Source organism: Sphingomonas psychrotolerans (genome assembly GCF_002796605.1).
Classification (GTDB): Bacteria; Pseudomonadota; Alphaproteobacteria; order Sphingomonadales; family Sphingomonadaceae; genus Sphingomonas; species Sphingomonas psychrotolerans.
Map to the genome: position 1 here is coordinate 3,972,945 of NZ_CP024923.1, position 22,382 is coordinate 3,995,326.

The following is a 22,382-nucleotide window of genomic DNA, read 5'->3' on the forward strand; positions in this document are numbered from 1 at the left end:
TATGCTATCGCCCGAGATCCCGGCTTTTGCCGGGATGACGGGAATTACGATTTCCGGGTCCGACGAATCTCTTCGCGAACGCTGTGGCCGAGCGCTTCGGCGACGAGCGCGCCCTGCTCCGCGGTGTGGCGCTTCATCAGGCCGGTGGCGGGCGACGCCGCCGCGGCGCGACCGGCATAACGCGGGCGCTGCGGCTTGCTGGCCGCATCGATCAGCGACTGCTCGATGAACGGCTCGACGAAGAACCAATAGCCGTTGTTCTTCGGCTCTTCCTGCGCCCAGATCACCTCTTCGAGGTTGGGCATGCGCTTGAGACGCGCAGTGAGCGGCTCGCCCGGGAAGGGATAGAGCTGCTCGATCCGGACGATCGCGGTGTTCTGGTCGCCCGCCGCGTCGCGTGCCTCGATCAGGTCGTAGGCGACCTTCCCGGTGCATAGCACCAGGCGCTTCACGTCCAGATCCGCCGGTGCCGAGGGATCCGAGAGGATGCGCTGGAAGTGCGTGTCGCCGAGGAAGTCCTCGGCCCGGGACACCGCCATCTTGTGGCGAAGCAGCGACTTGGGGGTCATCTGCACCAAAGGCTTGCGGAAATTGCGGTGCATCTGGCGGCGCAGCAAGTGGAAATAGTTGGCAGGCGTGGTGATGTTGACCACCTGCATATTGTCCTGCGCGCAGAGCTGAAGGAAGCGCTCGGGACGGGCCGAGCTGTGCTCGGGGCCCTGGCCTTCATAGCCGTGCGGGAGCAGCATCACGAGGCCGTTGGCGCGCAGCCACTTGGCTTCGCCCGACGCGATGAACTGATCGATCATGATCTGCGCGCCGTTGACGAAATCGCCGAACTGCGCCTCCCACAGCACCAGCGCTTTCGGATCGGCCGAGGCATAGCCATATTCGAAGCCGAGCACGCCATATTCGGACAGCGGGCTGTCGAGCACTTCGAAATTGCCGTGCGGGATCGTCTGCAGCGGCACGTATTTGTTCTCGGTCTTCTGATCGACCCAGACGGCGTGGCGCTGGCTGAACGTGCCGCGGCCCGAATCCTGCCCCGAGAGGCGGACGCCGAAGCCTTCGGAAAGCAACGCGCCGAACGCCAGCGCCTCGCCGGTCGCCCAGTCGAAATTCTCGCCCGACTTGAACATCTCGCGCTTGGCGTCGAGCACGCGGCCGAGAGTCTTGTGGATCTCGAGGTCGGCGGGGATCTCGGTCAGCGTGCGGCCGAGGCTGTCGAACAATTTCTTCTCAATGCCGGTATCGACGCTGCGCCGCGCGGTCTCGGCATCGGCGGGCGCGCCGAGGCCCGACCAGCGGCCGGCGAACCAGTCGGCCTTGTTGGGGAGGTACGACTTGCCCGCCTCGAACTCGCCTTCGAGCAAGGTCGTGAACTGGCTGGTCTTCTCGTCGACGAAGGCCTGATCGGCCACGCCCTCCGCGGCGAGACGCCTGGCGTAAACCTCGCTGACCGGGGGATGCTGCTTGATCTTGGCGTACATCAAAGGCTGAGTGAAGCTCGGCTCGTCGCCTTCGTTATGACCGAAGCGGCGATAGCACCACATGTCGATCACGACGTCGCGTTTGAACTTCTGGCGGAACTCGATCGCGACCTTGCAGGCGAAGGTCACCGCTTCGGGATCGTCGCCGTTGACGTGGAGAATCGGCGCCTGGACGCCCTTGGCGACATCCGACGGGTACGGCGAGGAGCGTGCGAATTGCGGGCTCGTCGTGAAGCCGATCTGGTTGTTGATGACGAAGTGGATGCAGCCGCCGGTATTGTAGCCGCGGATCCCCGAAAAGCCGAGGCACTCCCAGACGATGCCCTGGCCCGCGAACGCCGCGTCGCCATGGATGAGGACGGGAAGAACCTGCTCGTGCTCGACGAGGTCGCTGCGCAGCGTCTGCAACGCCCGCGACTTGCCGAGGACGACCGGATTCACCGCTTCGAGGTGCGAGGGGTTGGCGACCAGCGACATATGAACGCTGATCCCGTCGAACTCGCGATCGGTACTGGTGCCGAGATGGTATTTCACGTCACCCGAGCCGGCGACGTCATCGGGGTTGGCCGAGCCGCCGCCGAATTCGTGGAAGATCACCCGGAACGGCTTGGCCATGACGTTGGCGAGGACGTTGAGGCGGCCGCGATGCGCCATGCCGTAGACGATCTCGCGGATGCCCATCGACCCGCCATATTTGATCACCGCTTCCAGCGCCGGGATCATCGCTTCGCCGCCGTCGAGGCCGAAGCGCTTGGTGCCGACATATTTGCGGCCGAGGAATTTCTCCCACTGCTCGGCTTCGATCACCTTGGAGAGGATCGCCTTCTTGCCGTCGGGCGTGAAGGTGACGGCCTTGTCCTTGCCTTCCATCCGCTCCTGGAGGAAGCGGCGCTCCTCGACATCGGCGATGTGCATATATTCGAGGCCGACATTGCCGCAGTAATTGGCGCGCAGGATGTCGATGATCTCGCGCACGGTCGCCCATTGCAGCCCGAGCACGCCGCCGAGATAGATCGGGCGATCGAGGTCGCTGTCGGGGAAGCCGTGATATTCGGTGCGCAGATCCTCGGGTAGATCCTGGCGGGCGAGCCCGAGCGGATCGAGATTGGCGGCGAGGTGGCCGCGCACGCGATAGGTGCGGATCAGCAGCATCGCGCGGATCGAATCGCCCGCCGCCTTGACGATATCGTCTTGCGACGGGGTGGCGGCTGCGGGCTTGGGCAGGGTGCCGGGCTTGGCCGGCTTGGGCGCGGGCTCCATCTGGGTGGGGTCGAGCCCTGCCGTCAGCGCGTCGGTTTCGCTCAGCGGCCAGCGCGGATTGGCCCAGCTCGGGCCTTGGGCGGTGTTGTCGAGGCCCTCGAACCATTGCCGCCAGCCCGGCTCGATCGAATTCGGGTCGGCCTTGTAGCGGCGGTACAATGTCTCGACGAAGGCGGGGCTCACGCCGCCGGCGATGTCGTCGAAGTCGAGGCCCTCATAGCCCATGGTCAATTCCGTTCCGTGGTAGCGCTCACATCCTCATATAGGCGTGCGAGCGCAGCAATTTACCCCTTGAGCACTTCGACCAGCGTCGAGCCGAGCTCGGAGGGGCTGGCGGCGACGCGGATGCCGGCTGCTTCCATCGCCGCGATCTTGCTCTCGGCATCGCCCTTGCCGCCCGAGACGATCGCGCCGGCATGGCCCATGCGGCGGCCCGGAGGCGCGGTGCGGCCCGCGATGAAGCCGGCCATCGGCTTCTTGCGGCCGCGCTTCGCCTCGTCGATCAGGAACTGCGCCGCCTGCTCCTCGGCGTCGCCGCCGATCTCGCCGATCATGATGATCGAGTGAGTCGCCTCGTCGGCGAGGAACAATTCGAGCACGTCGATGAAGTTGGTGCCGTTGACCGGATCGCCGCCGATGCCGACCGCAGTGGTCTGGCCGAGGCCGGCATTGGTCGTCTGGAACACCGCCTCATAAGTCAGCGTGCCCGAGCGCGATACGACGCCGACCGAACCCTGCGAGAAGATGCTGCCGGGCATGATGCCGATCTTGCACTCGCCGGGCGTCAGCACGCCGGGGCAGTTCGGGCCGATCAGGCGCGACTTCGAGCCCGAAAGCGCGCGCTTGACCTTGACCATGTCGAGCACCGGAATGCCTTCGGTGATCGTGACGATCAGCGGGATTTCGGCGTCGATCGCCTCGAGGATCGAGTCGGCTGCGAAGGGGGGCGGCACGTAGATCACCGACGCGGTGGCGCCGGTCTTCGCCTTGGCCTCGGCGACGGTGTTGTACACGGGCAGCCCGAGGTGCTCGGTGCCGCCCTTGCCCGGCGTGACGCCGCCGACCATCTGCGTGCCGTATTCCAGCGCCGCCTTGGTATGGAAGCTGCCGGTCTCACCGGTCATGCCTTGGGTGATGACCTTGGTGTTCTTGTCGACGAGGATGCTCATGAGTTTCAGCGGCCCTTTTTGCTGGCAACGCGAAGAGAAAGTTGGATGCGGTCACCCGGCATGTCGCGACCGCCCCTGGTGATATGGGCGACAGCGATCAGCGGGGTTCCGTCAGTGGCCGTGACCGACCATTCGGGAGTCCACCATTTGGCTGGCTTGCCGTTCTTGCCCACCGCCTCGGCGGCATTGGCCGGAGGCGCGCCGAGCGCCGCCGTCATCGCGGAAACCACCGCGTCCTTCGCAGGCAGGCCGGCGACATAGAATGTCGCGTTGCACTGCGGCGACTTGTTTCCCAGAAAGACGTCGGCCTGAGAAATGATGACGCCCTCACCGCGCCAAAGGCCGATCGCAGGAGGATTCTTGCCGCCCATCGCGAACTGAACGGGTGTGAGCGACTGGGCTACGGCCGCCTTGCTCACGCCCACTGCCCGCGCGTCGCCGAGCACGCATACATTCTTGAAAAGGTCGGTCATGGCGGCCGGTTCGATCGCGACGGGCGCTGGCGGCGTGGCAGTACCGCCGGCAAAATCGAGCGACATCATGCGGCCGAGGTCGTCCGTCCACATGGCCCCGCTCTGCGCCGAAGCGACGCCCGGAAAGGCGAGCGCAACGAAACAGGCGGAGAGGATCAGACCGCGAGGCATCGGCTCAGTTCAGGCTCTCGTCGATGGCCTTGCACGCCACCAGCAATTCCTTGACCGCGTCGACCGAGACCGTGAGGTTGGCTTTGGCTTCGTCGCCCAGCTTGATCTCGACCACCTTCTCGACGCCGCCCGCCCCGATGATCACCGGCACGCCGACATAGAGATCGTCGATGCCGTACTGACCGGTCAGGTGCGCCGCGGCCGGAAGCACGCGCTTCTGGTCGTAGAGATAGCTCTCCGCCATCGCGATGCCCGAGGTGGCCGGCGCGTAGAAAGCCGAGCCGGTCTTGAGCAGGCCGACGATTTCGCCGCCGCCCGAACGGGTGCGCTGGACGATCGCGTCGATGCGCTCCCTGGTCGAGAAGCCCATCTCGATGAGATCGGGGACGGGGATGCCCGAGACGGTCGAATATTCGATCACCGGCACCATCGTGTCACCGTGCCCGCCGAGCACGAAGCTGGTGACGTCCTTGACGGAAACCTTGAACTCGTCGGCGAGGAAGTGGCTGAATCGCGCGCTGTCGAGCACGCCGGCCATGCCGACGACCTTCTGGTGCGGCAGCCCCGAGAATTCGCGCAGCGCCCAGACCATCGCGTCGAGCGGGTTGGTGATGCAGATCACGAACGCGTCGGGGGCGTTGGCGGCGATGCCTTCGCCGACTGCCTTCATCACCTTGAGGTTGATGCCGAGCAGATCGTCGCGGCTCATACCTGGCTTGCGGGCGACGCCCGCGGTGACGATGATCACGTCGGCACCGGCAATGTCGGCATAATCATTAGTGCCGGTGATCTTCGCATCGAAGCCCTCGACCGGGCCGCACTGGCTGAGATCGAGTGCCTTGCCCTGCGGCACGCCCTCGACCACGTCGAACAGGACGATGTCGCCCAGGCCCTTTAGTGCCGCGAGGTGGGCGAGCGTGCCGCCGATGTTACCGGCGCCGATCAGCGCGATCTTCTTGCGAGCCATGGAATCTCCTAAGCGCTAGTCAAGCAACCGCGGGGCGCAGCTGTGGCACCCCTGAAACGCGGGCGGCTTAGGCCCATAATAGAGTCGCCGCAACCCGAGACTCGCATCGCTTAGGGATTATCTTTGCAACTAATTCGCAAGTGCAATAGATCTCGGACGTATGCTCATGCACGCATCGCCATTGCGTAAGCGTGCGGTTCGCCAGCCTGTTTTAGCTCGTCGGGGCGCCGCTCAGGTCCTGATAGAACATCAGTGCGCTGCCATCGGGATCGTAGAAGGTGAGCAGCCGAACCATGCCGGGGATCTCCTGCGCCGGACCGTCCTGTCGCACCTCCGCGGCGTCGAGCGCGGCCTTGGCGGCATCGAGATCCGTCACCCCGAAAGTAAGGACGGCACCGCCGCCGACAGGTACCTGCTCGACTTCGGACAGCCCGACATTCACTCGCGAGACCGATGTCGAGAGCTCGCACCACGCGATCTCGTCCATCCGATAAATCAGCTTCATGCCGAGCACGTCGCAATACCAGCGAATAGAACGATCGAGACTGGAGACGTTGATCGCGCAGGTGAGCCCGCCGTCATAGGCGATTGCAGACGAAGCAGCGGCTTCCGCGACAGCAGGGGCGATGGTGTTCATCGATTTCTTCCTTTCGACTCTATGCTTCCATTTATATAGCTGATATTGAAATGGGCAGGATGTCAACGGCCATCATTCCCGACGAGGTTTTGCGCAATCTCTGCGCCAATCGCTGGGCGCTGCCGGTGATGGCGCTGCTTTCACGCGAGGGCGGGTCGCGGTTCGCCGTGATCGGCCGGCATTACGCGATGTCGCCGCACAGCCTGACACGGTGCCTCGAACATCTGCGCAGCCGCGGCTGGGTGATCCCCAATCCCGGACATGGGCATCCGCTTCGCCCCGAATATCTGCTGAGCGAGACGGGGCGCGTGGCGGGGGCTTTGTCCGAACGGATCATGGACGAGCGCCGGCGGCAGGGGATTGGTATTGCCGATCTGCCGCGCTGGAGCCTGCCGCTGGTGGTCGGCCTTGCGCCTGAATGGAGCCGCTTCGGCGAACTCCAGGCAAGATTGACGCCGGTCACCCCGCGCGCGCTGTCACAGACGCTTCAGACGATGATTGGCCGCGATCTTGTGACGCGACGACTTGAGGGCAGCTTTCCGCCGCTGCCGCTGTATGGGCTGAGCGGGCGCGGGAAGGACCTGGCGGCGGCGATGGCTGGGTAGGCGAAATCCGCCTTGCTTCGCGAGGGAGGATTAGTGCCCAGCCCGCTTTCGATACTCTTCCGCTAGCACGAAGAACGCCTGCTTGCGGGCCCCGGTTTCCGAGATCAGCCCCTTGCGGTTCCAGCCTTGCTGGAAGACCGGATGCTGGCGGCGTGGCGAGCGGAAGTCCTTGAGGAGCCATGGGCTCAACCCCGCCAGCGACGGCACCTTCGCCGCCATCGCCAGCGTCTGGCGATAATATTCAGCCTGGAATTCTTCGCTGAACTTGTGCGGATCTGCTGCGGCGTCGTTGTAACCAGCCTGGGCATCGGCGCCGAATTCGGAGAAGATCAGCGGCTTGTTCGCGGGCGAGCGCCATTCGAAGCTGGGCAGTTCGGCAAGCGGATCCTGCGAATACCAGCCGTTATAGGTGTTGATCGCCATGACATCGAGATCGGCGACGAGCGGATCGTCGATGCGCATCACCTTGCCTTCGCGCTTGCTGAGCAGGGCCGCGGTGACCAGCCGGCTGTCGTCGATGGCGCGGACATCGGCGATCAGGGTGCGCAGGAACGCGTTGCGCGCGTCGCCGATCGGGGTTTCGTTGGCGACGCTCCACAGGGCGATCGAGGCGCGGTTGCGGTCGCGGACGATGTTCTCGCGGAGTTGCTGGCGGGCCGAAGCGAGCGTCGCCGGGTTGTTCCAGTTGACGCGCCAATAGACCGGGACCTCGCTCCACACGATCAGCCCGAGTTCGTCTGCCATGCGAGTCATCACTTCGCTGTGCGGATAATGCGCCAGGCGGACGAAATTGCCGTTCAGCCCCTGCTTGATCTCGGTGAGCAGTGCGCGGGCGGCGGCAGGCGTGATCGCGCGGACCGGGTCCTTGCCGAGCTCTTCCTCATGCATCGAGATGCCGCGCAGGAAGACGGGCTTGCCGTTGAGCAGGATCTGCGTGCCGCGCGTCTCGATCGTGCGGAAGCCGATCCTGTCCTGCAGCAGGTCGGTGCCCGACTCGATCCGGACATCGTAAAGAGTCGGCACTTCGGGCGACCAGCGCTTGAGCATGCCCGGCGCCGGCGCGCTGCTGGTCCAGCTGCCGCTCGAGTCGGTCTTGCCCGACAGCGTCAGCCCCAGCGCCGGAATGCGCACCGCGAGGTCACGGTTTTGCGCCTGATGCCCGTAGAGGCGGACATCGGCATGGATGCGCCCGTCGCGGCCGAGCCGGACCCACGCGTCGTCGACGAAAGTCTCGGGGACGGTGACCAACGTGACCGAGCGGGTGATGCCGCCATAGGTTTCCCAGTCGGTGACGGGCGGGGGCACGTCGTCGTCGGTGCGCGCGGAATCGACGCTGATAGTGATCTGGTTGCTGCCGTCGCGGAGCAACTCGGTCACATCGAAGACGAAGGGGGTGAAGCCGCCTTTGTGGCTGCCGACCGACTTGCCATTGAGGTAGACGTCGGTGGTGTAATCGGCGGCGCCGAAGCGCAGGAACATGCGAGTGCCGGCCGCGGGCTTTCGCGCGTCGAAGGTCCGCTGGTACCAGACAAGGCCCTGATAATAGCGCATCTCGGCGGCGTGACCGATCCAGCTGCCGGGGAGGTGCGTGACCGGCGAGCGCTGCATGTCGAACTCGTAGCGCGCGCGCGGGTTCTGTTCGAGGGCGTCGGCCTGTATGATATCGCTCCAGCGCCGGCTGCTCTCCCCCGGCATGCCGCCGTGGAAGCCCGCCTTGCCGTCGCGATAAGGATCGACCGACCAGTGCCAGGCGCCGTCGAGGCTCTGCGCGGGGCGCATGTCGGCGCCGGTGAGCACGGCTTGGGCGAAGGCGGAGGGGGCGAGGAGCAGGACCAGCAAGGCCAGCGCGCGCGACAACCGTCTCATCATGCTCTCTCCCTCTACCGTATTCCTGCGAAAGCAGGAGCACGGTATTTATGTCAGTCTAATGCTCGCCATGCCCCTCGGCCAGATATTGGTCGGAAGCCATTTCGTGGAGGCGCGAGGCGGTGCGCTCGAACTCGAACGCGCCGTCGCCGGCGATATAGAGATCGTCGGGCGCGGCATCGGCCGCGGCGAGCAATTTGACCCGGTTCTCGTATAGTGCGTCGATCAAGGTGACGAAGCGTGCCGCCTCGTTGCGGTTGTCGGGACCGAGGCGTGGGATGCCGACGAGGATGATGGTGTGGAAACGGCGCGCAATCGCGAGATAGTCGGGCGCGCCGCGCGCCTCGCCGCACAGCCGCTTGAACGAGAAGACCGCGACGCCCTTGACGCATTTCGGCACGCGAATCTCGCGGCCGCCCTGAACGGGCAGGTCGCACGCGGGGACCCGCGCGCGGTCCTCGACCGGATAGTCGGTGAGGCGGAAGAAGGCGGCGGAGAGCTGGGCGGTGGCTTCGGGGCCATTGGGGACGAGCCATGTGTCCATGCTGCCAAGGCGATCGAGGCGGTAATCGACCGGACCGTTGAGGGTCCGCACGTCCATCTTGCCCTCGATCAGTGCGATGAACGGCAGGAACAACTCGCGATTCAAGCCATCCTTGTAGAGTTCTCCGGGTGCGCGGTTGGACGTGGCGACGACGGTCAGGCCGTGGGCCATCATCTCGGTGAACAGCCGCGAGAGGATCATCGCATCGGCGGGGTTGTTGACCACCATCTCATCGAAGGCGAGCAGGCGAATGTCGTCGACCAATGCTTCCGCTACCGCGATTACCGGATCTTCGGTGTTCTTCTGGCGCTCGGCGTTGAGGCGTTGGTGCACCTCGAGCATGAATTCATGGAAATGGACGCGGCGCTTGCGGCGGATTTGGACGCAGTCGAACAGCAGGTCCATCAGCATCGATTTGCCGCGCCCGACGCCGCCCCACATATACACGCCGCGCGGCGGCTCGGGCCTGCGGCCAAGCGCGCGCCAGAGGATGCTGCCCTTTTGGGGGACGGCCTCGAGTTCCTGCGCGAGCCGGTCGAGCCGCTCGGCCGCGGCGGCCTGCTCTGCATCTGCGCGAAGCTCGCCGGCAGCGACGAGTTCGCGATAGCGGGCGAGGACCTTGCTCACTTGGGCGAAGGCTTGCGGATCGTGCCGAGGAAGCTGGCGACCATCACTTCGTCCTGCACCACGACGCCGCGCAGGAACAGCAGCCGGCCGGTCTCGCGAAGCAGCTCGATATGCGCTTCGGTGGCCACCCCGATCGCGCCGCCGGTGATGAACTGGATCGACATATCCAATGTCGATGCGGGGCCGCTAAGCACCCCGAAGCTGCGTCCTGCGGCGAACAATGCCATGTCGATGAAGCCGGCGATCGCGCCGCCATGGATATGGTCGCGCAGGTTCGAATGCTGGTGGCGAAAGGTCGTGCGGACCCGCGCGACCTTGCCGTCGAGTTTGACCGACAGCGCGCCGATGAAGCTGTTGAACCGCCCCTGGTCGAGGATCTCCCAGCGTTTCCAGCCAGGCAGATCGGGATCGTCGTCGTAGCGGAAGTGCTGCTCGACGAATTCGCTCAAAGCGCCCGCTCGGCTTCCATCTTCTTGATCTCGGCGATCGCCTTGGCCGGATTGAGGCCCTTGGGGCACACGTTCGCGCAATTCATGATCGTGTGGCAGCGATAGAGGCGGAACGGATCCTCGAGCTGGTCGAGCCGCTCGCCGGTCATCTCGTCGCGGCTGTCGGCGAGCCAGCGATAGGCCTGGAGCAGGATCGCTGGCCCCAGGAACTTGTCGCTGTTCCACCAATAGCTCGGGCACGAGGTCGAGCAGCAGGCGCACAGGATGCACTCGTACAGGCCGTCGAGCTTGTCGCGCTGCTCGGGGCTCTGGAGCCGCTCCTTGCCCGAAGGCGTGGTCGAGACTGTCTGCAGCCACGGCTTGATCGAGCTGTACTGCGCATAGAAGTGCGTGAAATCAGGGACGAGGTCCTTGATCACGTCCATGTGCGGGAGCGGCGTGATGCGGATGTCGCCCTTGATGTCCTCGATCGCGGTGGTGCAGGCGAGGCCGTTGCGCCCGTCCATGTTCATCGAGCACGACCCGCAAATGCCCTCGCGGCACGAGCGGCGGAAGGTGAGCGAGCTGTCCTGCTCCGACTTGATCTTGATCAGCGCGTCGAGAACCATCGGGCCGCAGGCGTCGAGATCGACTTCGAAATTGTCGTAGCGCGGATTCTCGCCGCTATCGGGATCGTAGCGGTAGATCTTGAACTTCTTGACGCGCGTGGCGGACGCGTCGGCCTTGTGCTCCTTGCCCCTGGTGATGCGGCTGTTCTTGGGCAGGCGGAAATCGGCCATTCCTGGGAGTCCTCGAGACTACGGTGTTGCGCGCGGGCTATGCCTTTCGCATTCGCAGCGCAACCCCATAGGCGCCGCAAAGCTCAGCCTTTATTGGCGAGCACCGCGGCGAGCAACCCGGGGAAGCGCGCGTCGAAATCCATGCAACGCAGCCGGTTGATCCGCTCGCGCCCCTCGACCTTGGTCTCGACCAGCCCGGCGGCGCGCAGCACGTTCAAATGGTTGGAGATGGTGCTTTTCGGCGTGCTCTGGCCGCAGGCAGCGCTCGCATTGAGGCAGGGGCATTCGACCAGCCGCGCGATGATCTCCAGCCGTACCGGATCGGCGAGTGCGTGCAGCGCCGCAGCGAGGCTCACGTCTTTGAGGTCGGGGTGCACCAGGCGATCCATACTCCCGATATAGGAATGTTTCATCAATTCCATAGTTCGGTAATATTGAACTATTCGTTGGGCATCCCAAATAACTGCCTGTCCCGGCAGCCGGCGAAGCGATTGGCTGGGGATTGGAGATTAGTAGAATGTCGAAGAAGCTTCAGGGCAAGCGCGCGCTGGTGACCGGCGGATCGCGCGGGATCGGCGCGGCGATCGCCAAACGGCTGGCCGCCGACGGCGCCGATGTCGTGATCACCTATGCCGGCAACCATGACGGGGCGAAGACAAGCGTAGCGGCGATCGAAGCCGAAGGCGTCAAGGGCAAGGCGATCCAGGCAGATGCTGCCGATGCCGAGGCGGTGCGGCGGGCGGTGGACGAGGCGGCGGCGTCGCTGGGCGGGATCGACATCCTCGTCCACAATGCCGGCGTGGCGGAATTCGCGCCACTTGGGGGCGAATCGCTCGAAACCTATCGCCGCGTCTTCGGAGTCAATGTCGAGGGTGTGCTGGCGGGAACGGTCGCGGCGCTGCCGCATCTGAGCGACGGCGCGCGCGTGATCCTGGTCAGTTCGGTGAGCGGCTTCACGGCGGGCTTTGCCGGGAACAGCGTCTACGGCGCCAGCAAGGCCGCGGCGTCGATGTTCGCAAAAGCCTGGGCGCACGATCTGGCGCCCCGTGGCATCCTGGTCAACGCGATCCAGCCGGGCCCCGTCGGTACCGACATGAACCCCGATGAGGGCGAGTTCGCCGATCAGATTCGCGCGTTGACCGTGCTGAAGCGATATGGCCGGCCCGAGGAGATTGCCGGCGTCGCGTCCTTCCTCGCGAGCGACGATGCCTCGTACATCACCGGCGCGACCATCGACGTGGGCGGCGGCATCTTCGTCTAAAGCCTCAGATCAAGTCCAGCACGAGGCCGAGGTCGCGCGCCTCCTCGGCCTCGATATACCAGTTCGAAGGCGCGCGTTTCTGGACTTCCTCGAAGGCGATCTTCGAGCCCGCGACGAGGTCGCGAAAGCCTTCCTCCTCGATCCGCACCGATTCCTCGATCTCGTGGAGATTGGCCTTGAGCCCGGCGACGACGCTTTTGAGCGGACCTGCAATATCGACGGTCTTGGTGATGATCCGCTCGTGGACCATGATCCGGGTGCCGCGGGTCAGGAAGCGCTTGTCGACCGGGAAGCTCGCCATGAAGGTGGCGCCCGCCGAATAGACCGCGACCTTGCCGAGGAAGAGCGTTTCACGCCCGGTATAGTCGCGCAGCAGGCGGAGTTCGTCGCCCATCAGCCGGGCGACTTCGGGATCGCCGCCGAGCGTCGAGATCGCGATCACCAAGGGTCCATCGGCCGGCGCATCGGCCAGCTGTCGGCGGAAGCTCGCATACATGTCGTGATCCACAGGGCCGTGCAGCACGACGTGCGGCTGGCTGAGCAGGGGGTAGCGGGCGGCGCGATTTTCCTGAGTGTCGGTCATCGCGTGCGCAACCCTTTGCGGGAGCCGCGGTTCCGCCTCACGGCTGGAGCGCGTCGGTCGCCGGCGCGCCGACCGGCGCAGTAGCGGTCTTGGGCATGCGCGCCTCGAGCGGGGCGAGCCACGCCTCGACCCCTTCGCCCACCGTCACCTGCGGGTTCGAAGACGGCAGGCGGTTCGACATTTCCCACTCGCTGATCATGTCGCGCGCCTCGACGAGTGCGTCGCCGAGCGGCTGGGGCTTGCGCAATGCGTGGTTGATCAGCGCGTCGCCGAAAAAGGTCCAGTCGTTCTCGGCGCGACAGCCGAACGAGGTGCGATCGGACGAGGCGGCAGTGAGCAGGACGGTGTTGTCGTTCGACAGGACCGGCACGAACACGCCCGAATAACAGGCGGAGAGGATCAGCAGCCGGTTGCGGATGCCGAGCTCGTCGAGGATCGCGGCGAGGCGTTTGGGCGAGAGGATACCATAGCCTTCGTCGCCATCATGATAGGCGATGCCGATCTTGGCGCCGTGGCTGGTGGCGTAGAGAACGAGCACATCCTGCTTCTTGTCCATCACCTCGGCAACGCGGGCGAGGGCGAGCGTGAGCGATTCGAGGCTTCCCGCCGGGGCGTCGCCGTTGCGGGCGAGCAAAAGGGTTCGCCCGGCCGCGTCGTAGCGGCGAGACAGGACCTTGGCGGTCTCGCGCGCCTCGCGGCCGAATACCGGATCGCTGTCGAGCGCGACCGACACGACATAGGCGTCGACCAGCCCGGCCCGCTGCGGCAGGAGCGCATCGGCGGTGCGGAGGAGATTCCGGCGGTCGGAAAGCAGCCATTTGGCCGGACGCCCACGCTCGAGCTGCGGCCCGAGCGCCACCGCGTCGGCGATCTCGGACTGGCTCGCGCCGCCGAGGATCTGCGGCCATTCCTTGGTGTGGGCGATCTGTACGACTTGCGTCGCCGCTGGAGCCGCGAGCAGCATCGCCGCTGCTACCCATGCATGGAACACAAAACGCATACAGCATGCCCCCGATTGTTACCGCCAATCTCGTGGGCCTCGTCGCGAAGTCAAGCTGCCGGCCTAGGGTGAATCTTCGGATTTTCGAAAATCGAACGGAGTTGGCAAGCTGCCATCCGCCCGGGGGAGGCGTTCCGGGCGCTGCGGGATGGGCCTGGCTGGATCGAGCAGGACCAGCGTCGCGCGACTCGGGGCGAAGAGGGCAGTGAGGCGTGCATGGACGGCCTGCGATGCTGCTATGTAGACCTGTTTGCCATGCAGCGCTCCCGGACGAAGCCGGGCGGTCACCTTTGTGAGCACCCCCATCAGATCTGCCTCGTCGACGCCTGCGAACATCTCGGGTCCTCCGCCGCTCTCTTCGAGATGCTTGCCGATCCATTTTACCGAATCGCGATAGTTCGGAGCGCGCCGCGCTAGCAGGACCGTCGTCGCCGGAGACCCTTCGATCCAGTCGGGATCGACGCGCCAGAAGGCCTCGCGCAAATAGCTGTGCCATCCGAGCACGTCATGCGACGCAGGGCCAGGCAGCGGTGCGCCGCGCTCCGCGCGGTTCGCTTGCTCCGCTGCCCGCGAAGCGGCGTTGACGCGTTCGGCGAATGTCCGTGCCCCCCTCCACGCGCCCGGCGAGCGTTCGGTTGTCTTGCCCGATGCGAGGTCGATCGCCAGCTTGACGTGATTTTCGTGGCCCATGCTTCGCGATTCGTCGGGCACGACCACGTCGATCACAAGCTGGCCGCCCTCGATGCGCTTGTCGCCGCGCCACTGGACGGAGCTGACCGAGTGCGGAAGCGCGGCAAAGTAATCGGTGCCGAGCAACTTCTCGACCGAAAAGGTACGGACGCCACCGTTCGCGATATCGTAGATCACGATCGCGTCGTCACCATAGCCGATGGAGTGCCAATTATCGAAGGTGACGACATAGTCCATGCCATCGCTGACCAGCGCGTCGACGGGCGCCACGTCATTAACCAACGCGCGCGACCATATGCGCTCCCACCGCCCATCCGGGAGCCGGCGTTCGAGGGTGGCGTTGGATTGCGGCGTGCCGCCGGGGCGCTGACCAGCTTTTTCGGTGTGGTCGACTTTGCCCTCAAAAAAAGCGAGCTGGCTCTCGAGGTCGCGAGGGACGATCGTGAGACGGCACCCCTTGCTTGCCAACAGGTAGGTTCTGGTTTCCGGCAATGTCCACGAATCAGCGCAGGCCGGGCTTGCCCAGACCAGCGCGGCGGGGACGGCAAGCGCCGCCGCCGCGAGGCTGACGCAAGACGCTATCAATCCCCGTTTCATCCCCATCGTCTCCTCGACGGGGTGTCCCCGTCCTCAGTACACGCGCTTCTTCGGCTTGATGTACTCGATCTCGTCGGTGAGCGTGTAGTCGTGGACCGGGCGATAGTCGATCGCGACGCCGCCGTCCTTGCCGCCCCAGCCGCCGAAGGTCGCTACGGTGTGCTTCATCCAGTTCGCGTCGTCGCGATTGGGGAAGTCCTCGTGCATGTGGGCGCCGCGGCTTTCCTTGCGATTTGCGGCGCACTGGATCGTTACCACCGCCTGACCGATCAGATTGTCGAGCTCGAGCGTCTCGACCAGATCGGTGTTCCAGATCAGCGAGCGGTCCTGGATGCCCACATCGGCGAAGCTCTTATAGACTTCGTCCATGTGCGTGACGCCTTCCGCCAGCAAGGCGCTGTCGCGGAACACGGCGCAGTGGCGCTGCATCGTCTTCTGCATGTCGCGGCGGATCTCGGCGGTGGGCGTGGCGCCCCTGGCGTTGCGGAAATGGTCGAGCCGGGTGAGCGCGAATTCTTCCGAGCCCGCGGGCAGCGCGGCATGCGCGGTGCCGGGCTTGATGATTTCCTTAAGGCGGAGGCCGGTGGCGCGGCCGAATACGACGAGGTCGATCAGCGAATTGGAGCCGAGGCGGTTGGCGCCGTGGACAGATACGCAAGCCGCCTCGCCGATCGCGAACAGGCCGGGGACGACCGTATCCGGATTGCCGTCCTTATTCTGGACGACCTCGCCATGATAGTTCGTGGGGACGCCACCCATATTGTAATGGACCGTCGGCGTCACCGGCAGCGGCTGGCGGGTCAGATCGACCCCGGCGAAGATCTTGCCGGTCTCGGTGATGCCGGGCAGGCGTTCGTGCAGGATTTTCGGGTCGATATGGTTCAAGTGAAGGAAGATGTGATCCTTGTCCTTGCCGACGCCGCGGCCTTCGCGCATCTCCATCGCCATCGAGCGCGCGACGACGTCGCGCGATGCGAGGTCCTTGGCCGACGGGGCGTAGCGCTCCATGAAGCGCTCGCCCTCGGAGTTGGTGAGGTAGCCGCCTTCGCCGCGCGCGCCTTCGGTGATCAGCACGCCCGCGCCGTAGATCCCGGTCGGGTGGAACTGGACGAACTCCATGTCCTGAAGCGCGATGCCTGCGCGCAGCGCCATGCCATTGCCGTCGCCGGTGCAGGTGTGCGCCGAGGTCGCCGATTGATAGACGCGGCCGCCGCCGCCGGTGGCGAGCACCACGGCATGGCTGCGGAAGCGGTGGATGCTGCCGTCTTCCATGCAGAGCGCGATCACGCCGCGGCAGGCGCCGTTCTCCATGATCAGATCGAGCGCGAAATATTCGACGTAGAAGTCGGCGTCGTACTTCAGGCTCTGCTGGTAGAGCGCGTGGAGCATCGCGTGGCCGGTGCGGTCGGCGGCGGCGCAAGTGCGCTGCACCGGCGGGCCTTCGCCCATATTCTGCATGTGGCCGCCGAACGGGCGCTGGTAGATCGTGCCGTTCTCGTTGCGGCTGAACGGCACGCCGGCATGCTCGAGCTCGTAGACCGCTGCCGGCGCCTCGCGGACCATATATTCGATCGCGTCCTGATCGCCGAGCCAGTCCGAGCCCTTGACGGTGTCGAACATGTGCCACGACCAGTGATCGGGCGAGTTGTTGCCGAGGCTGGCGGCGATGCCGCCCTGCGCGGCGACGGTGTGGCTGCGGGTCGGGAACACCTTGGTGATGCACGCGGTCTTGAGGCCCGCTTCGGCGCAGCCCATCGTCGCGCGCAGCCCCGAACCGCCGGCGCCGACGACGACCGCGTCATAGGTGTGATCGATGATCTTGTAGGCGGCAGGCATCAGAGCGCGGCTCCGGCGGTGAAGGCGACCTTGAGGATCGAGAAGATCGCCAGCGTCGCGGTGGCGATGGTGAAATATTTGAGCAGGAGAAGCAGCACGAAGCGGGTGTGATCGTGCTGATAGTCCTCGATCACCACGGTGAGGCCGTGATGGAAGTGATAGAAGACGCTGACGACGAGCAGGATCATCGGCACGGCGGCCCAAGGCTGGGCCAGCCACGCGCTGATCGTGGGATAATCATATGCCGGCAGCAGCGCGATCGAGAGGAGGAACCACAATACGAGGACCAGATTCGATCCGGCGCTGATCTTGTGGTGCCACCAGCCCTCGGCACCCTGATGCGCGGAGCCGAGGCCGCGGACGCGGCCCAGTTCGGTGCCGTCACCCATTGCTCTTCTCCAACAGGAACAACCAGAACGCCGAAGTTGCCACCACCGCGACGACGAATGTCGCCAGCGCGGTGCGCTTGTTCGCACCAAGTTCGAAATTCGCACCGGCGTCGAGGAACAGGTGGCGGACGCCCGATGCCATATGCTGGAAGAAGGACAAGGTCAGGCCGATGCCGAAGATGTAGCCGACCACGTTGAGCTTGCCCGAGCTGACCGTGAACAGATCGACGAACGCGCCATAGGCGGCCGGCCCCGATGCCATCGCGCTCAGCCACCAGACGAACAGGATCGTGCCCACGGTCGCCATGCCCGAACCGGTGGCGCGGTGAACGATCGAGACCGCCATCGAGGGGCCCCATTTCCAGATCGATAGGTGCGGCGAGAGCGGTCGCGCGGGGTTGCGGACGTTGGCCAAGGGCATTCCTTTCGGGTCGACGCCGCTTCCTTAGTCCGCAGTGCAACGGATGCAAGTCGGGATGCGCAGTCGCGATGGGTCCTAACCCGCTCTTAACCAATCTCCCGCCATAGCGGAGGGAATAGCGGCCGAGAGTTCCCGCGGCGGCTCCAAGGGGATTTGTGTACTGTGGCATCGACCAAGGATCTGCCGGCACCCGGCACGATGAGCGCCCGGATCGACATTCGCGCACGGCTGCGCGTGTTCGACGTCGAGGGATCGCTGGTGCGTTCGAGCCGCGAAACCTGGGAAGCGCTCGAGCCCGAGATCCACTCGGTGTCCGAAGCCTATTGGCAGCAATGGCTGCGCTGCTTCGCCGATGAGCGCAGCTGGGCGTCCGACGACACCGCCAAGATGATCGACATCGGCGTGGTATTTCTCAAGAACCGGTTCCTCGATACGCAGGGCAGCGCATGGATCGAATCGATCGAGCGCTCGGTCGCCGCGGCCTATGACGCCGATGTGCCGCCGATGGCTTTGCTGTCGATGATCAGCGCCAGCGATCGCGCCGCGTTGCAGGTGCTGACGCGCCGGCTTGCTTCGGATGACAGCCGGCTCGTCGGGCTGATCGATACGCTCATGCGTCTCTCGGCGCTCGAGGGCGACATCACGGTCGAGCTCTACAACATGTACCGCGAGCACAGCGCGCAGACCGCGCGCGACCGGCTCGCGGCCGACTTCCGCGATTCGATCGGTCTGACCGTCGAGAGCGCGTCGCGCGAGGGCGATCAGCTCCGCGTGCAGGCCGTCCACACTTCGGCCTCGGCCCGCGGCATGCTCGGCAAGGCGTCCGAAGTCGCCGCCGCGGCCGAGCAATCGGCAGTGGCGATGCGCGAGGCCGCACAAACCGCTGCCGGGCTGATCCGCGCGATCGAGGATGCGCGCATGGAAGTCGAGGCTGCGGCCGAGATCGCCACCCGCGCCTCGGGTCAGGCGGGTGCCGCCGTCGGCATGTCCGAGATGCTCTCCGATCACGCCAAGTCGATCGAGTCGATCCTCGGGCTGATCCGCGACATCGCCGGGCAGACCAATCTGCTCGCGCTCAATGCGACGATCGAGGCGGCGCGTGCCGGCGATGCCGGTCGTGGCTTCGCGGTCGTTGCGCAGGAAGTGAAGAGCCTTGCCAATCAGACCGCCCGCGCGACCGACGACATCGCCGCCAAGATTGCATCGATCCAGTCGGCGACGCGCAGCACGGTCGAGACCAATGCCTCGATCCGCGAGACCGTCGCCGAAGTGCAGGAAAGCGCGAACCGCATCCGCACCGCAATGGAGGTGCAGGCACAGACGGTGACGGCGATCACCGCCGCAGTCGACGAGACTGCGCTCGCCGCCGACTCGATGTCCGCCACGATCGGCGCGATCCGCGAGGATACCGAGACCGTGGCATCCGAAATCGACCGGGTGGGTCAGGGCTTCGCCGCCCTCGACGCCCAGCTCGGCACGCTAAAGTTCAGCGCCAGCGACTTCGTATCGAAAGTCGCGGCCTAGGAGAGACGCAAATGGTGGGACGGCGCGAACCGGGACGTTGGAGCGGGGGAACCCGCTCGGTCGAGGAGCATCGGCGGGTCTATGACTGGGACGAGGCGGTATTGCCTGCCTGTGCCGAGATCAGCCAATTGCTCGAGGGACATCACGAGGATATCTCCCGCGCTTTCTGGAAGCATTTCATCGTCCTGCCGGCGAGCGCGCCGATGCGCGCAGCATTCGAGGACGCACGTAATTTCGAGGAACAGGTCCAGCTCGGCGCGCGCTATTCGCAGCTGAAATATGGCAGTCCGTTCACCGAGGCGTGGGTGGAGATGGCGTGCGGCTATGCGGCCGAGACCTATAAAGGCGGGGTGCCGTTGCCCGCGGTGCTCGCCTCCTTCGCCTATGCGCACAGCGCGACCATGGCGGTGCTGCGCGAAAAGGTCTCCGATGCCGATCGGCTCGGTCGGCTTTGCGACGTGGTGCAGCGCCTTGCGATGGCCGAGGCCGATCTGATGGCGGGCCATCTCGGCGCCACCGACGCGGCCCAGGTCAGCGAAGAGCGGCGCGACAGCTCGGCGCGCTTCCGCGCCAGCATCAGCGAATCGATCGAAGGCGCGACGGCGCTGGGCAACCGCATCCGCGTCCAGGCGCAGGGCGCGTCGAATTCGGCGCGCGGCATGCTGGGCAAGGCCAGCGAAGTCGCCGCGGCGGCCGAGCAATCGGCGGTCGCGATGCGCGAAGCCGCGCAGACCGCGGCCGGACTGATCCGCGCGATCGAGGACGCCCGGATGGAAGTCGAGGCCGCGGCCGATATCGCGACGCGCGCCTCGGGCCAGGCGGGGGCTGCCGTGGGGATGTCCGAGATGCTTTCCGATCACGCCAAGTCGATCGAATCGATCCTCGGGCTGATCCGCGACATTGCCGGTCAGACCAATCTGCTCGCGTTAAACGCTACGATCGAGGCGGCGCGTGCCGGCGATGCCGGTCGTGGCTTCGCAGTGGTGGCGCAGGAAGTGAAGAGCCTCGCCAGCCAGACCGCCCGCGCGACCGACGACATCGCCGCCAAGATCGCCTCGATCCAGTCGGCGACGCGGTCGACGGTCGAGACCAACGCCTCGATCCGCTCGACGGTCAACGAAGTGCAGGAAAGCGCCAACCGCATCCGCACCGCGATGGAAGTCCAGGCGCAGACCGTGACCGCGATCACAGCCGCAGTCGACGAGACTGCGCTCGCCGCCGATTCGATGTCGGCGACGATCGGCGCGATCCGCGAGGACACCAAGACGGTGACCAGCGAGATCGACACCCTCCAGCACGACGTCGCCGAAGTCGACGACCGGCTCAACCAGCTGCGTGCCGCTGCGGAGACCTTCTCGAATTCGGTCGCCGCCTGATCTTGGCGCCGCCCCGGCCTTCGGGCTAGGGCGGTCCTATGACCAATATCCTACTCACCGGCGCCAGCCGCGGGATCGGCGCGGCCATTGCCGACTCGCTGACCGGCGAAGGCCTGCGGCTTGTCGGCCAGGGCACGCGCAGCGGCATTCCTGCCGATTTCAACGATCCGGCCGCGCCGCAGGCGCTCTGGCAGAAGGCCCTCGATGTGCTCGATGGGCGGATCGACGTGCTGATCAACAATGCCGGTATCTTCGAAAGCAATCCGCTCGACCTCGATCATGACGATTGGGTTGCAGGATGGGAGCGGACGATGCGGGTCAATTTGACCGCATCGGCCGAATTGTGCCGGCTCGCGGTGCGCCACTGGCAGGCCGAGGGCCGGCCGGGTCGGATCGTCAACGTGGCCAGCCGTGCTGCCTATCGCGGCGACAGCCCCGCACATTGGCATTATGCCGCGTCCAAGGCGGGCATGGTGGGCATGACCAAGTCGATCGCGCGCGGCTATGCGAACCAGGGTATCCTCGCCTTCGCGATCTGCCCCGGCTTCACGATGACCGGCATGGCCGAGGAGTATCTGGCCAGCCGCGGCGGCGAGAAATTGCTCGCGGACATCCCGCTCGGCCGCGTCGCCGCGCCTGAGGAAGTGGCGACGCTCGCGCGCTTCTGCGCGCTCGAGGCGCCGCCCTCGATGACCGGCGCGGTCCTCGACGTGAACGGGGCGAGCTATGTCCGCTGAGGTCGACAGCTGGAAGACCAGCTTCCCCTGCACCCGCGCCGAGGCCGAGGCGATCGATGCCGGCGAGCTGGCGATCGACGCGGTGCTGATGACCACCGAGGAAGTCGAGGACGATGTCGAGCGCTGGCGGCTCGACGCCTATACCGAGCAGGAACCCGATGCGGCGATGATTGCGGCGCTGCGCGCATTGGCGCCGAGCGCGGCAGGCGTCGCGCCGGTGATCGAGCCGCTGACCGACGAGGATTGGGTGGCGATGAGCCAGCAGGGGCTCGAGCCGATCCGCGAAGGCCGGTTCGTGGTGCATACCAGCGCGCATCCGGTCGATGCGCCCGAAGGCGGACGCGCCTTCCTGATCGATGCCGGCCGCGCGTTCGGGACGGGGCATCATGCGACCACCTCGGGATGCCTCAGGATGCTCGACGCGATGGCGGACCGCGCCTTCGCGAGCGTCATCGACGTGGGCACCGGCACCGGGCTGCTGGCATTCGCGGCGGCGCATCTCTGGCCTGAGGCGCGTATCGTTGCGACCGATATCGACCCCTCCGCGATCGAAGTGACGCAGGTAAACGCCGCGGCGAACCGGATCGGGGGTGTGGACCTCGTCGTCGCCGACGGCGCGCTCAGCGATGCGATCACGGCGCAGGCGCCTTATGATCTGGTGATCGCCAATATCCTTGCCGGGCCGTTGGTCTCGATGGCGCCCGAGCTGGCGGCGATTGCCGATGCCGGCGCGACGATCGTGCTCGCGGGGCTGCTCGAGACGCAGCGCGTGCAGGTGGTGGCGGCGTTTGCGGGCTGCGGCTGCACGCTGGAGGAATTCGATCGCCGCGGCGACTGGACGATCCTGCGGCTGCGGGCGGGGGCAGCGCGCTACGTGCCGTCCACGCCGCCCGATCCCAAGGGACGTGACGGCTGGGCGCTCGATATTTGA

At 65.7% G+C, this 22,382-nt stretch carries 22 protein-coding genes; 6 read left to right on the top strand and 16 right to left on the bottom strand.

Features of this window, described 5'->3' with window-relative positions:
* Window positions 1-44: 44 nt before the first annotated feature.
* From CVN68_RS18085 to CVN68_RS18105, 5 genes are all read right to left on the bottom strand, one after another.
* The gene (locus tag CVN68_RS18085; protein ID WP_100283436.1) at window positions 45-2,975 is read right to left on the bottom strand and encodes a 2-oxoglutarate dehydrogenase E1 component; all 2,931 of its coding nucleotides are present in this window, start codon (window positions 2,973-2,975) and stop codon (window positions 45-47) included.
* A gap of 59 nt (window positions 2,976-3,034) precedes the next feature.
* On the bottom strand, window positions 3,035-3,919 hold the full coding sequence (sucD, locus tag CVN68_RS18090) for a succinate--CoA ligase subunit alpha (protein ID WP_100283437.1): 885 nt from the start codon (window positions 3,917-3,919) through the stop codon (window positions 3,035-3,037).
* 5 nt (window positions 3,920-3,924) lie between these two features.
* Window positions 3,925-4,563, bottom strand: a complete 639-nt coding sequence (locus CVN68_RS18095) for a hypothetical protein (RefSeq protein ID WP_100283438.1) — start codon at window positions 4,561-4,563, stop codon at window positions 3,925-3,927.
* A 4-nt stretch (window positions 4,564-4,567) separates the two neighbouring features.
* A complete protein-coding gene (mdh, locus tag CVN68_RS18100) occupies window positions 4,568-5,530 on the bottom strand; it encodes a malate dehydrogenase (protein ID WP_100283439.1) in 963 nt (320 codons plus the stop codon).
* A gap of 211 nt (window positions 5,531-5,741) precedes the next feature.
* Window positions 5,742-6,167: a VOC family protein gene (locus CVN68_RS18105; RefSeq protein ID WP_100283440.1), complete on the bottom strand. Its 426-nt coding sequence runs from the start codon at window positions 6,165-6,167 to the stop codon at window positions 5,742-5,744.
* A gap of 59 nt (window positions 6,168-6,226) precedes the next feature.
* Between CVN68_RS18105 and CVN68_RS18110 the strand changes: the two genes are divergently transcribed.
* Window positions 6,227-6,772, top strand: coding sequence for a winged helix-turn-helix transcriptional regulator (locus CVN68_RS18110; RefSeq protein ID WP_158298949.1), 546 nt, complete (start codon window positions 6,227-6,229; stop codon window positions 6,770-6,772).
* Window positions 6,773-6,802: 30 nt separating this feature from the next.
* On the opposite strand, the gene CVN68_RS18115 is transcribed toward CVN68_RS18110, so the two are convergent.
* The 5 genes from CVN68_RS18115 to CVN68_RS18135 form a co-directional block, all read right to left on the bottom strand.
* Window positions 6,803-8,638, bottom strand: coding sequence for a glycoside hydrolase family 2 protein (locus CVN68_RS18115; protein ID WP_100284508.1), 1,836 nt, complete (start codon window positions 8,636-8,638; stop codon window positions 6,803-6,805).
* A gap of 58 nt (window positions 8,639-8,696) precedes the next feature.
* Complete coding sequence (gene zapE / locus CVN68_RS18120) at window positions 8,697-9,809, bottom strand: cell division protein ZapE (protein WP_100283442.1); 1,113 nt, start codon at window positions 9,807-9,809, stop codon at window positions 8,697-8,699.
* A complete protein-coding gene (locus tag CVN68_RS18125) occupies window positions 9,806-10,258 on the bottom strand; it encodes a PaaI family thioesterase (protein WP_100283443.1) in 453 nt (150 codons plus the stop codon). The genes zapE and CVN68_RS18125 overlap by 4 nt, the downstream gene beginning before the upstream one ends.
* Entirely contained in the window at window positions 10,255-11,037 is a 783-nt protein-coding gene (locus CVN68_RS18130) for a succinate dehydrogenase iron-sulfur subunit (protein WP_100283444.1), read from the bottom strand. Before CVN68_RS18130 ends, CVN68_RS18125 begins: the two co-directional genes overlap by 4 nt.
* Before the next feature lie 83 nt (window positions 11,038-11,120).
* On the bottom strand, window positions 11,121-11,414 hold the full coding sequence (locus CVN68_RS18135; protein WP_233503418.1) for an ArsR/SmtB family transcription factor: 294 nt from the start codon (window positions 11,412-11,414) through the stop codon (window positions 11,121-11,123).
* A 140-nt stretch (window positions 11,415-11,554) separates the two neighbouring features.
* Here CVN68_RS18135 and CVN68_RS18140 point away from each other — a divergent pair, with 140 nt between their 5' ends.
* Window positions 11,555-12,298, top strand: a complete 744-nt coding sequence (locus CVN68_RS18140) for an SDR family NAD(P)-dependent oxidoreductase (RefSeq protein ID WP_100283445.1) — start codon at window positions 11,555-11,557, stop codon at window positions 12,296-12,298.
* Between the two features lie 4 nt (window positions 12,299-12,302).
* Here CVN68_RS18140 and CVN68_RS18145 read toward each other — a convergent pair whose 3' ends face one another.
* The 6 genes from CVN68_RS18145 to sdhC all read right to left on the bottom strand — a co-directional run bounded on the left by CVN68_RS18145 (window position 12,303) and on the right by sdhC (window position 17,808).
* Entirely contained in the window at window positions 12,303-12,881 is a 579-nt protein-coding gene (locus CVN68_RS18145; RefSeq protein WP_100283446.1) for a ClpP family protease, read from the bottom strand.
* 37 nt (window positions 12,882-12,918) lie between these two features.
* The gene (locus tag CVN68_RS18150) at window positions 12,919-13,881 is read right to left on the bottom strand and encodes a C13 family peptidase (protein ID WP_233503419.1); all 963 of its coding nucleotides are present in this window, start codon (window positions 13,879-13,881) and stop codon (window positions 12,919-12,921) included.
* Window positions 13,882-13,944: 63 nt separating this feature from the next.
* Window positions 13,945-15,168 (bottom strand): hypothetical protein, encoded by a 1,224-nt coding sequence (locus tag CVN68_RS18155; protein WP_158298950.1) that lies wholly within the window; start codon window positions 15,166-15,168, stop codon window positions 13,945-13,947.
* 33 nt (window positions 15,169-15,201) lie between these two features.
* Window positions 15,202-17,004: a succinate dehydrogenase flavoprotein subunit gene (sdhA, locus tag CVN68_RS18160; protein WP_100283448.1), complete on the bottom strand. Its 1,803-nt coding sequence runs from the start codon at window positions 17,002-17,004 to the stop codon at window positions 15,202-15,204.
* Window positions 17,004-17,393, bottom strand: coding sequence for a succinate dehydrogenase, hydrophobic membrane anchor protein (gene sdhD, locus CVN68_RS18165; RefSeq protein ID WP_100283449.1), 390 nt, complete (start codon window positions 17,391-17,393; stop codon window positions 17,004-17,006). The genes sdhA and sdhD overlap by 1 nt, the downstream gene beginning before the upstream one ends.
* Entirely contained in the window at window positions 17,386-17,808 is a 423-nt protein-coding gene (gene sdhC, locus CVN68_RS18170) for a succinate dehydrogenase, cytochrome b556 subunit (protein WP_100283450.1), read from the bottom strand. Before sdhC ends, sdhD begins: the two co-directional genes overlap by 8 nt.
* Before the next feature lie 204 nt (window positions 17,809-18,012).
* On the opposite strand from sdhC, the gene CVN68_RS18175 reads away from it, so the two are divergent.
* Genes CVN68_RS18175 through CVN68_RS18190 form a run of 4 tightly spaced genes read left to right on the top strand, consistent with a single transcriptional unit; the run spans window position 18,013 to window position 22,382 of the window.
* Complete coding sequence (locus CVN68_RS18175) at window positions 18,013-19,338, top strand: methyl-accepting chemotaxis protein (RefSeq protein WP_199560321.1); 1,326 nt, start codon at window positions 18,013-18,015, stop codon at window positions 19,336-19,338.
* Window positions 19,339-19,349: 11 nt separating this feature from the next.
* Window positions 19,350-20,714 carry a methyl-accepting chemotaxis protein gene (locus CVN68_RS18180; protein ID WP_100283451.1) on the top strand — a complete coding sequence of 455 codons (1,365 nt, stop codon included), beginning with the start codon at window positions 19,350-19,352 and terminating at the stop codon, window positions 20,712-20,714.
* A gap of 38 nt (window positions 20,715-20,752) precedes the next feature.
* Complete coding sequence (locus CVN68_RS18185) at window positions 20,753-21,451, top strand: SDR family NAD(P)-dependent oxidoreductase (RefSeq protein ID WP_100283452.1); 699 nt, start codon at window positions 20,753-20,755, stop codon at window positions 21,449-21,451.
* Window positions 21,441-22,382: a 50S ribosomal protein L11 methyltransferase gene (locus tag CVN68_RS18190; protein WP_100283453.1), complete on the top strand. Its 942-nt coding sequence runs from the start codon at window positions 21,441-21,443 to the stop codon at window positions 22,380-22,382. The genes CVN68_RS18185 and CVN68_RS18190 overlap by 11 nt, the downstream gene beginning before the upstream one ends.

Excerpts from the sequence above, each read along its gene's own strand:
- CVN68_RS18085 (WP_100283436.1), bottom strand. The coding sequence starts at position 2,975 with ATGGGCTATGAGGGCCTCGACTTCGACGACATCGCCGGCGGCGTGAGC.
- sucD (WP_100283437.1), bottom strand. The coding sequence starts at position 3,919 with ATGAGCATCCTCGTCGACAAGAACACCAAGGTCATCACCCAAGGCATG.
- CVN68_RS18095 (WP_100283438.1), bottom strand. The coding sequence starts at position 4,563 with ATGCCTCGCGGTCTGATCCTCTCCGCCTGTTTCGTTGCGCTCGCCTTT.
- mdh (WP_100283439.1), bottom strand. The coding sequence starts at position 5,530 with ATGGCTCGCAAGAAGATCGCGCTGATCGGCGCCGGTAACATCGGCGGC.
- CVN68_RS18105 (WP_100283440.1), bottom strand. The coding sequence starts at position 6,167 with ATGAACACCATCGCCCCTGCTGTCGCGGAAGCCGCTGCTTCGTCTGCA.
- CVN68_RS18110 (WP_158298949.1), top strand. The coding sequence starts at position 6,227 with ATGTCAACGGCCATCATTCCCGACGAGGTTTTGCGCAATCTCTGCGCC.
- CVN68_RS18115 (WP_100284508.1), bottom strand. The coding sequence starts at position 8,638 with ATGAGACGGTTGTCGCGCGCGCTGGCCTTGCTGGTCCTGCTCCTCGCC.
- CVN68_RS18130 (WP_100283444.1), bottom strand. The coding sequence starts at position 11,037 with ATGGCCGATTTCCGCCTGCCCAAGAACAGCCGCATCACCAGGGGCAAG.
- CVN68_RS18140 (WP_100283445.1), top strand. The coding sequence starts at position 11,555 with ATGTCGAAGAAGCTTCAGGGCAAGCGCGCGCTGGTGACCGGCGGATCG.
- CVN68_RS18145 (WP_100283446.1), bottom strand. The coding sequence starts at position 12,881 with ATGACCGACACTCAGGAAAATCGCGCCGCCCGCTACCCCCTGCTCAGC.
- CVN68_RS18150 (WP_233503419.1), bottom strand. The coding sequence starts at position 13,881 with ATGCGTTTTGTGTTCCATGCATGGGTAGCAGCGGCGATGCTGCTCGCG.
- CVN68_RS18155 (WP_158298950.1), bottom strand. The coding sequence starts at position 15,168 with ATGAAACGGGGATTGATAGCGTCTTGCGTCAGCCTCGCGGCGGCGGCG.
- sdhA (WP_100283448.1), bottom strand. The coding sequence starts at position 17,004 with ATGCCTGCCGCCTACAAGATCATCGATCACACCTATGACGCGGTCGTC.
- sdhD (WP_100283449.1), bottom strand. The coding sequence starts at position 17,393 with ATGGGTGACGGCACCGAACTGGGCCGCGTCCGCGGCCTCGGCTCCGCG.
- CVN68_RS18175 (WP_199560321.1), top strand. The coding sequence starts at position 18,013 with ATGAGCGCCCGGATCGACATTCGCGCACGGCTGCGCGTGTTCGACGTC.
- CVN68_RS18180 (WP_100283451.1), top strand. The coding sequence starts at position 19,350 with ATGGTGGGACGGCGCGAACCGGGACGTTGGAGCGGGGGAACCCGCTCG.
- CVN68_RS18185 (WP_100283452.1), top strand. The coding sequence starts at position 20,753 with ATGACCAATATCCTACTCACCGGCGCCAGCCGCGGGATCGGCGCGGCC.
- CVN68_RS18190 (WP_100283453.1), top strand. The coding sequence starts at position 21,441 with ATGTCCGCTGAGGTCGACAGCTGGAAGACCAGCTTCCCCTGCACCCGC.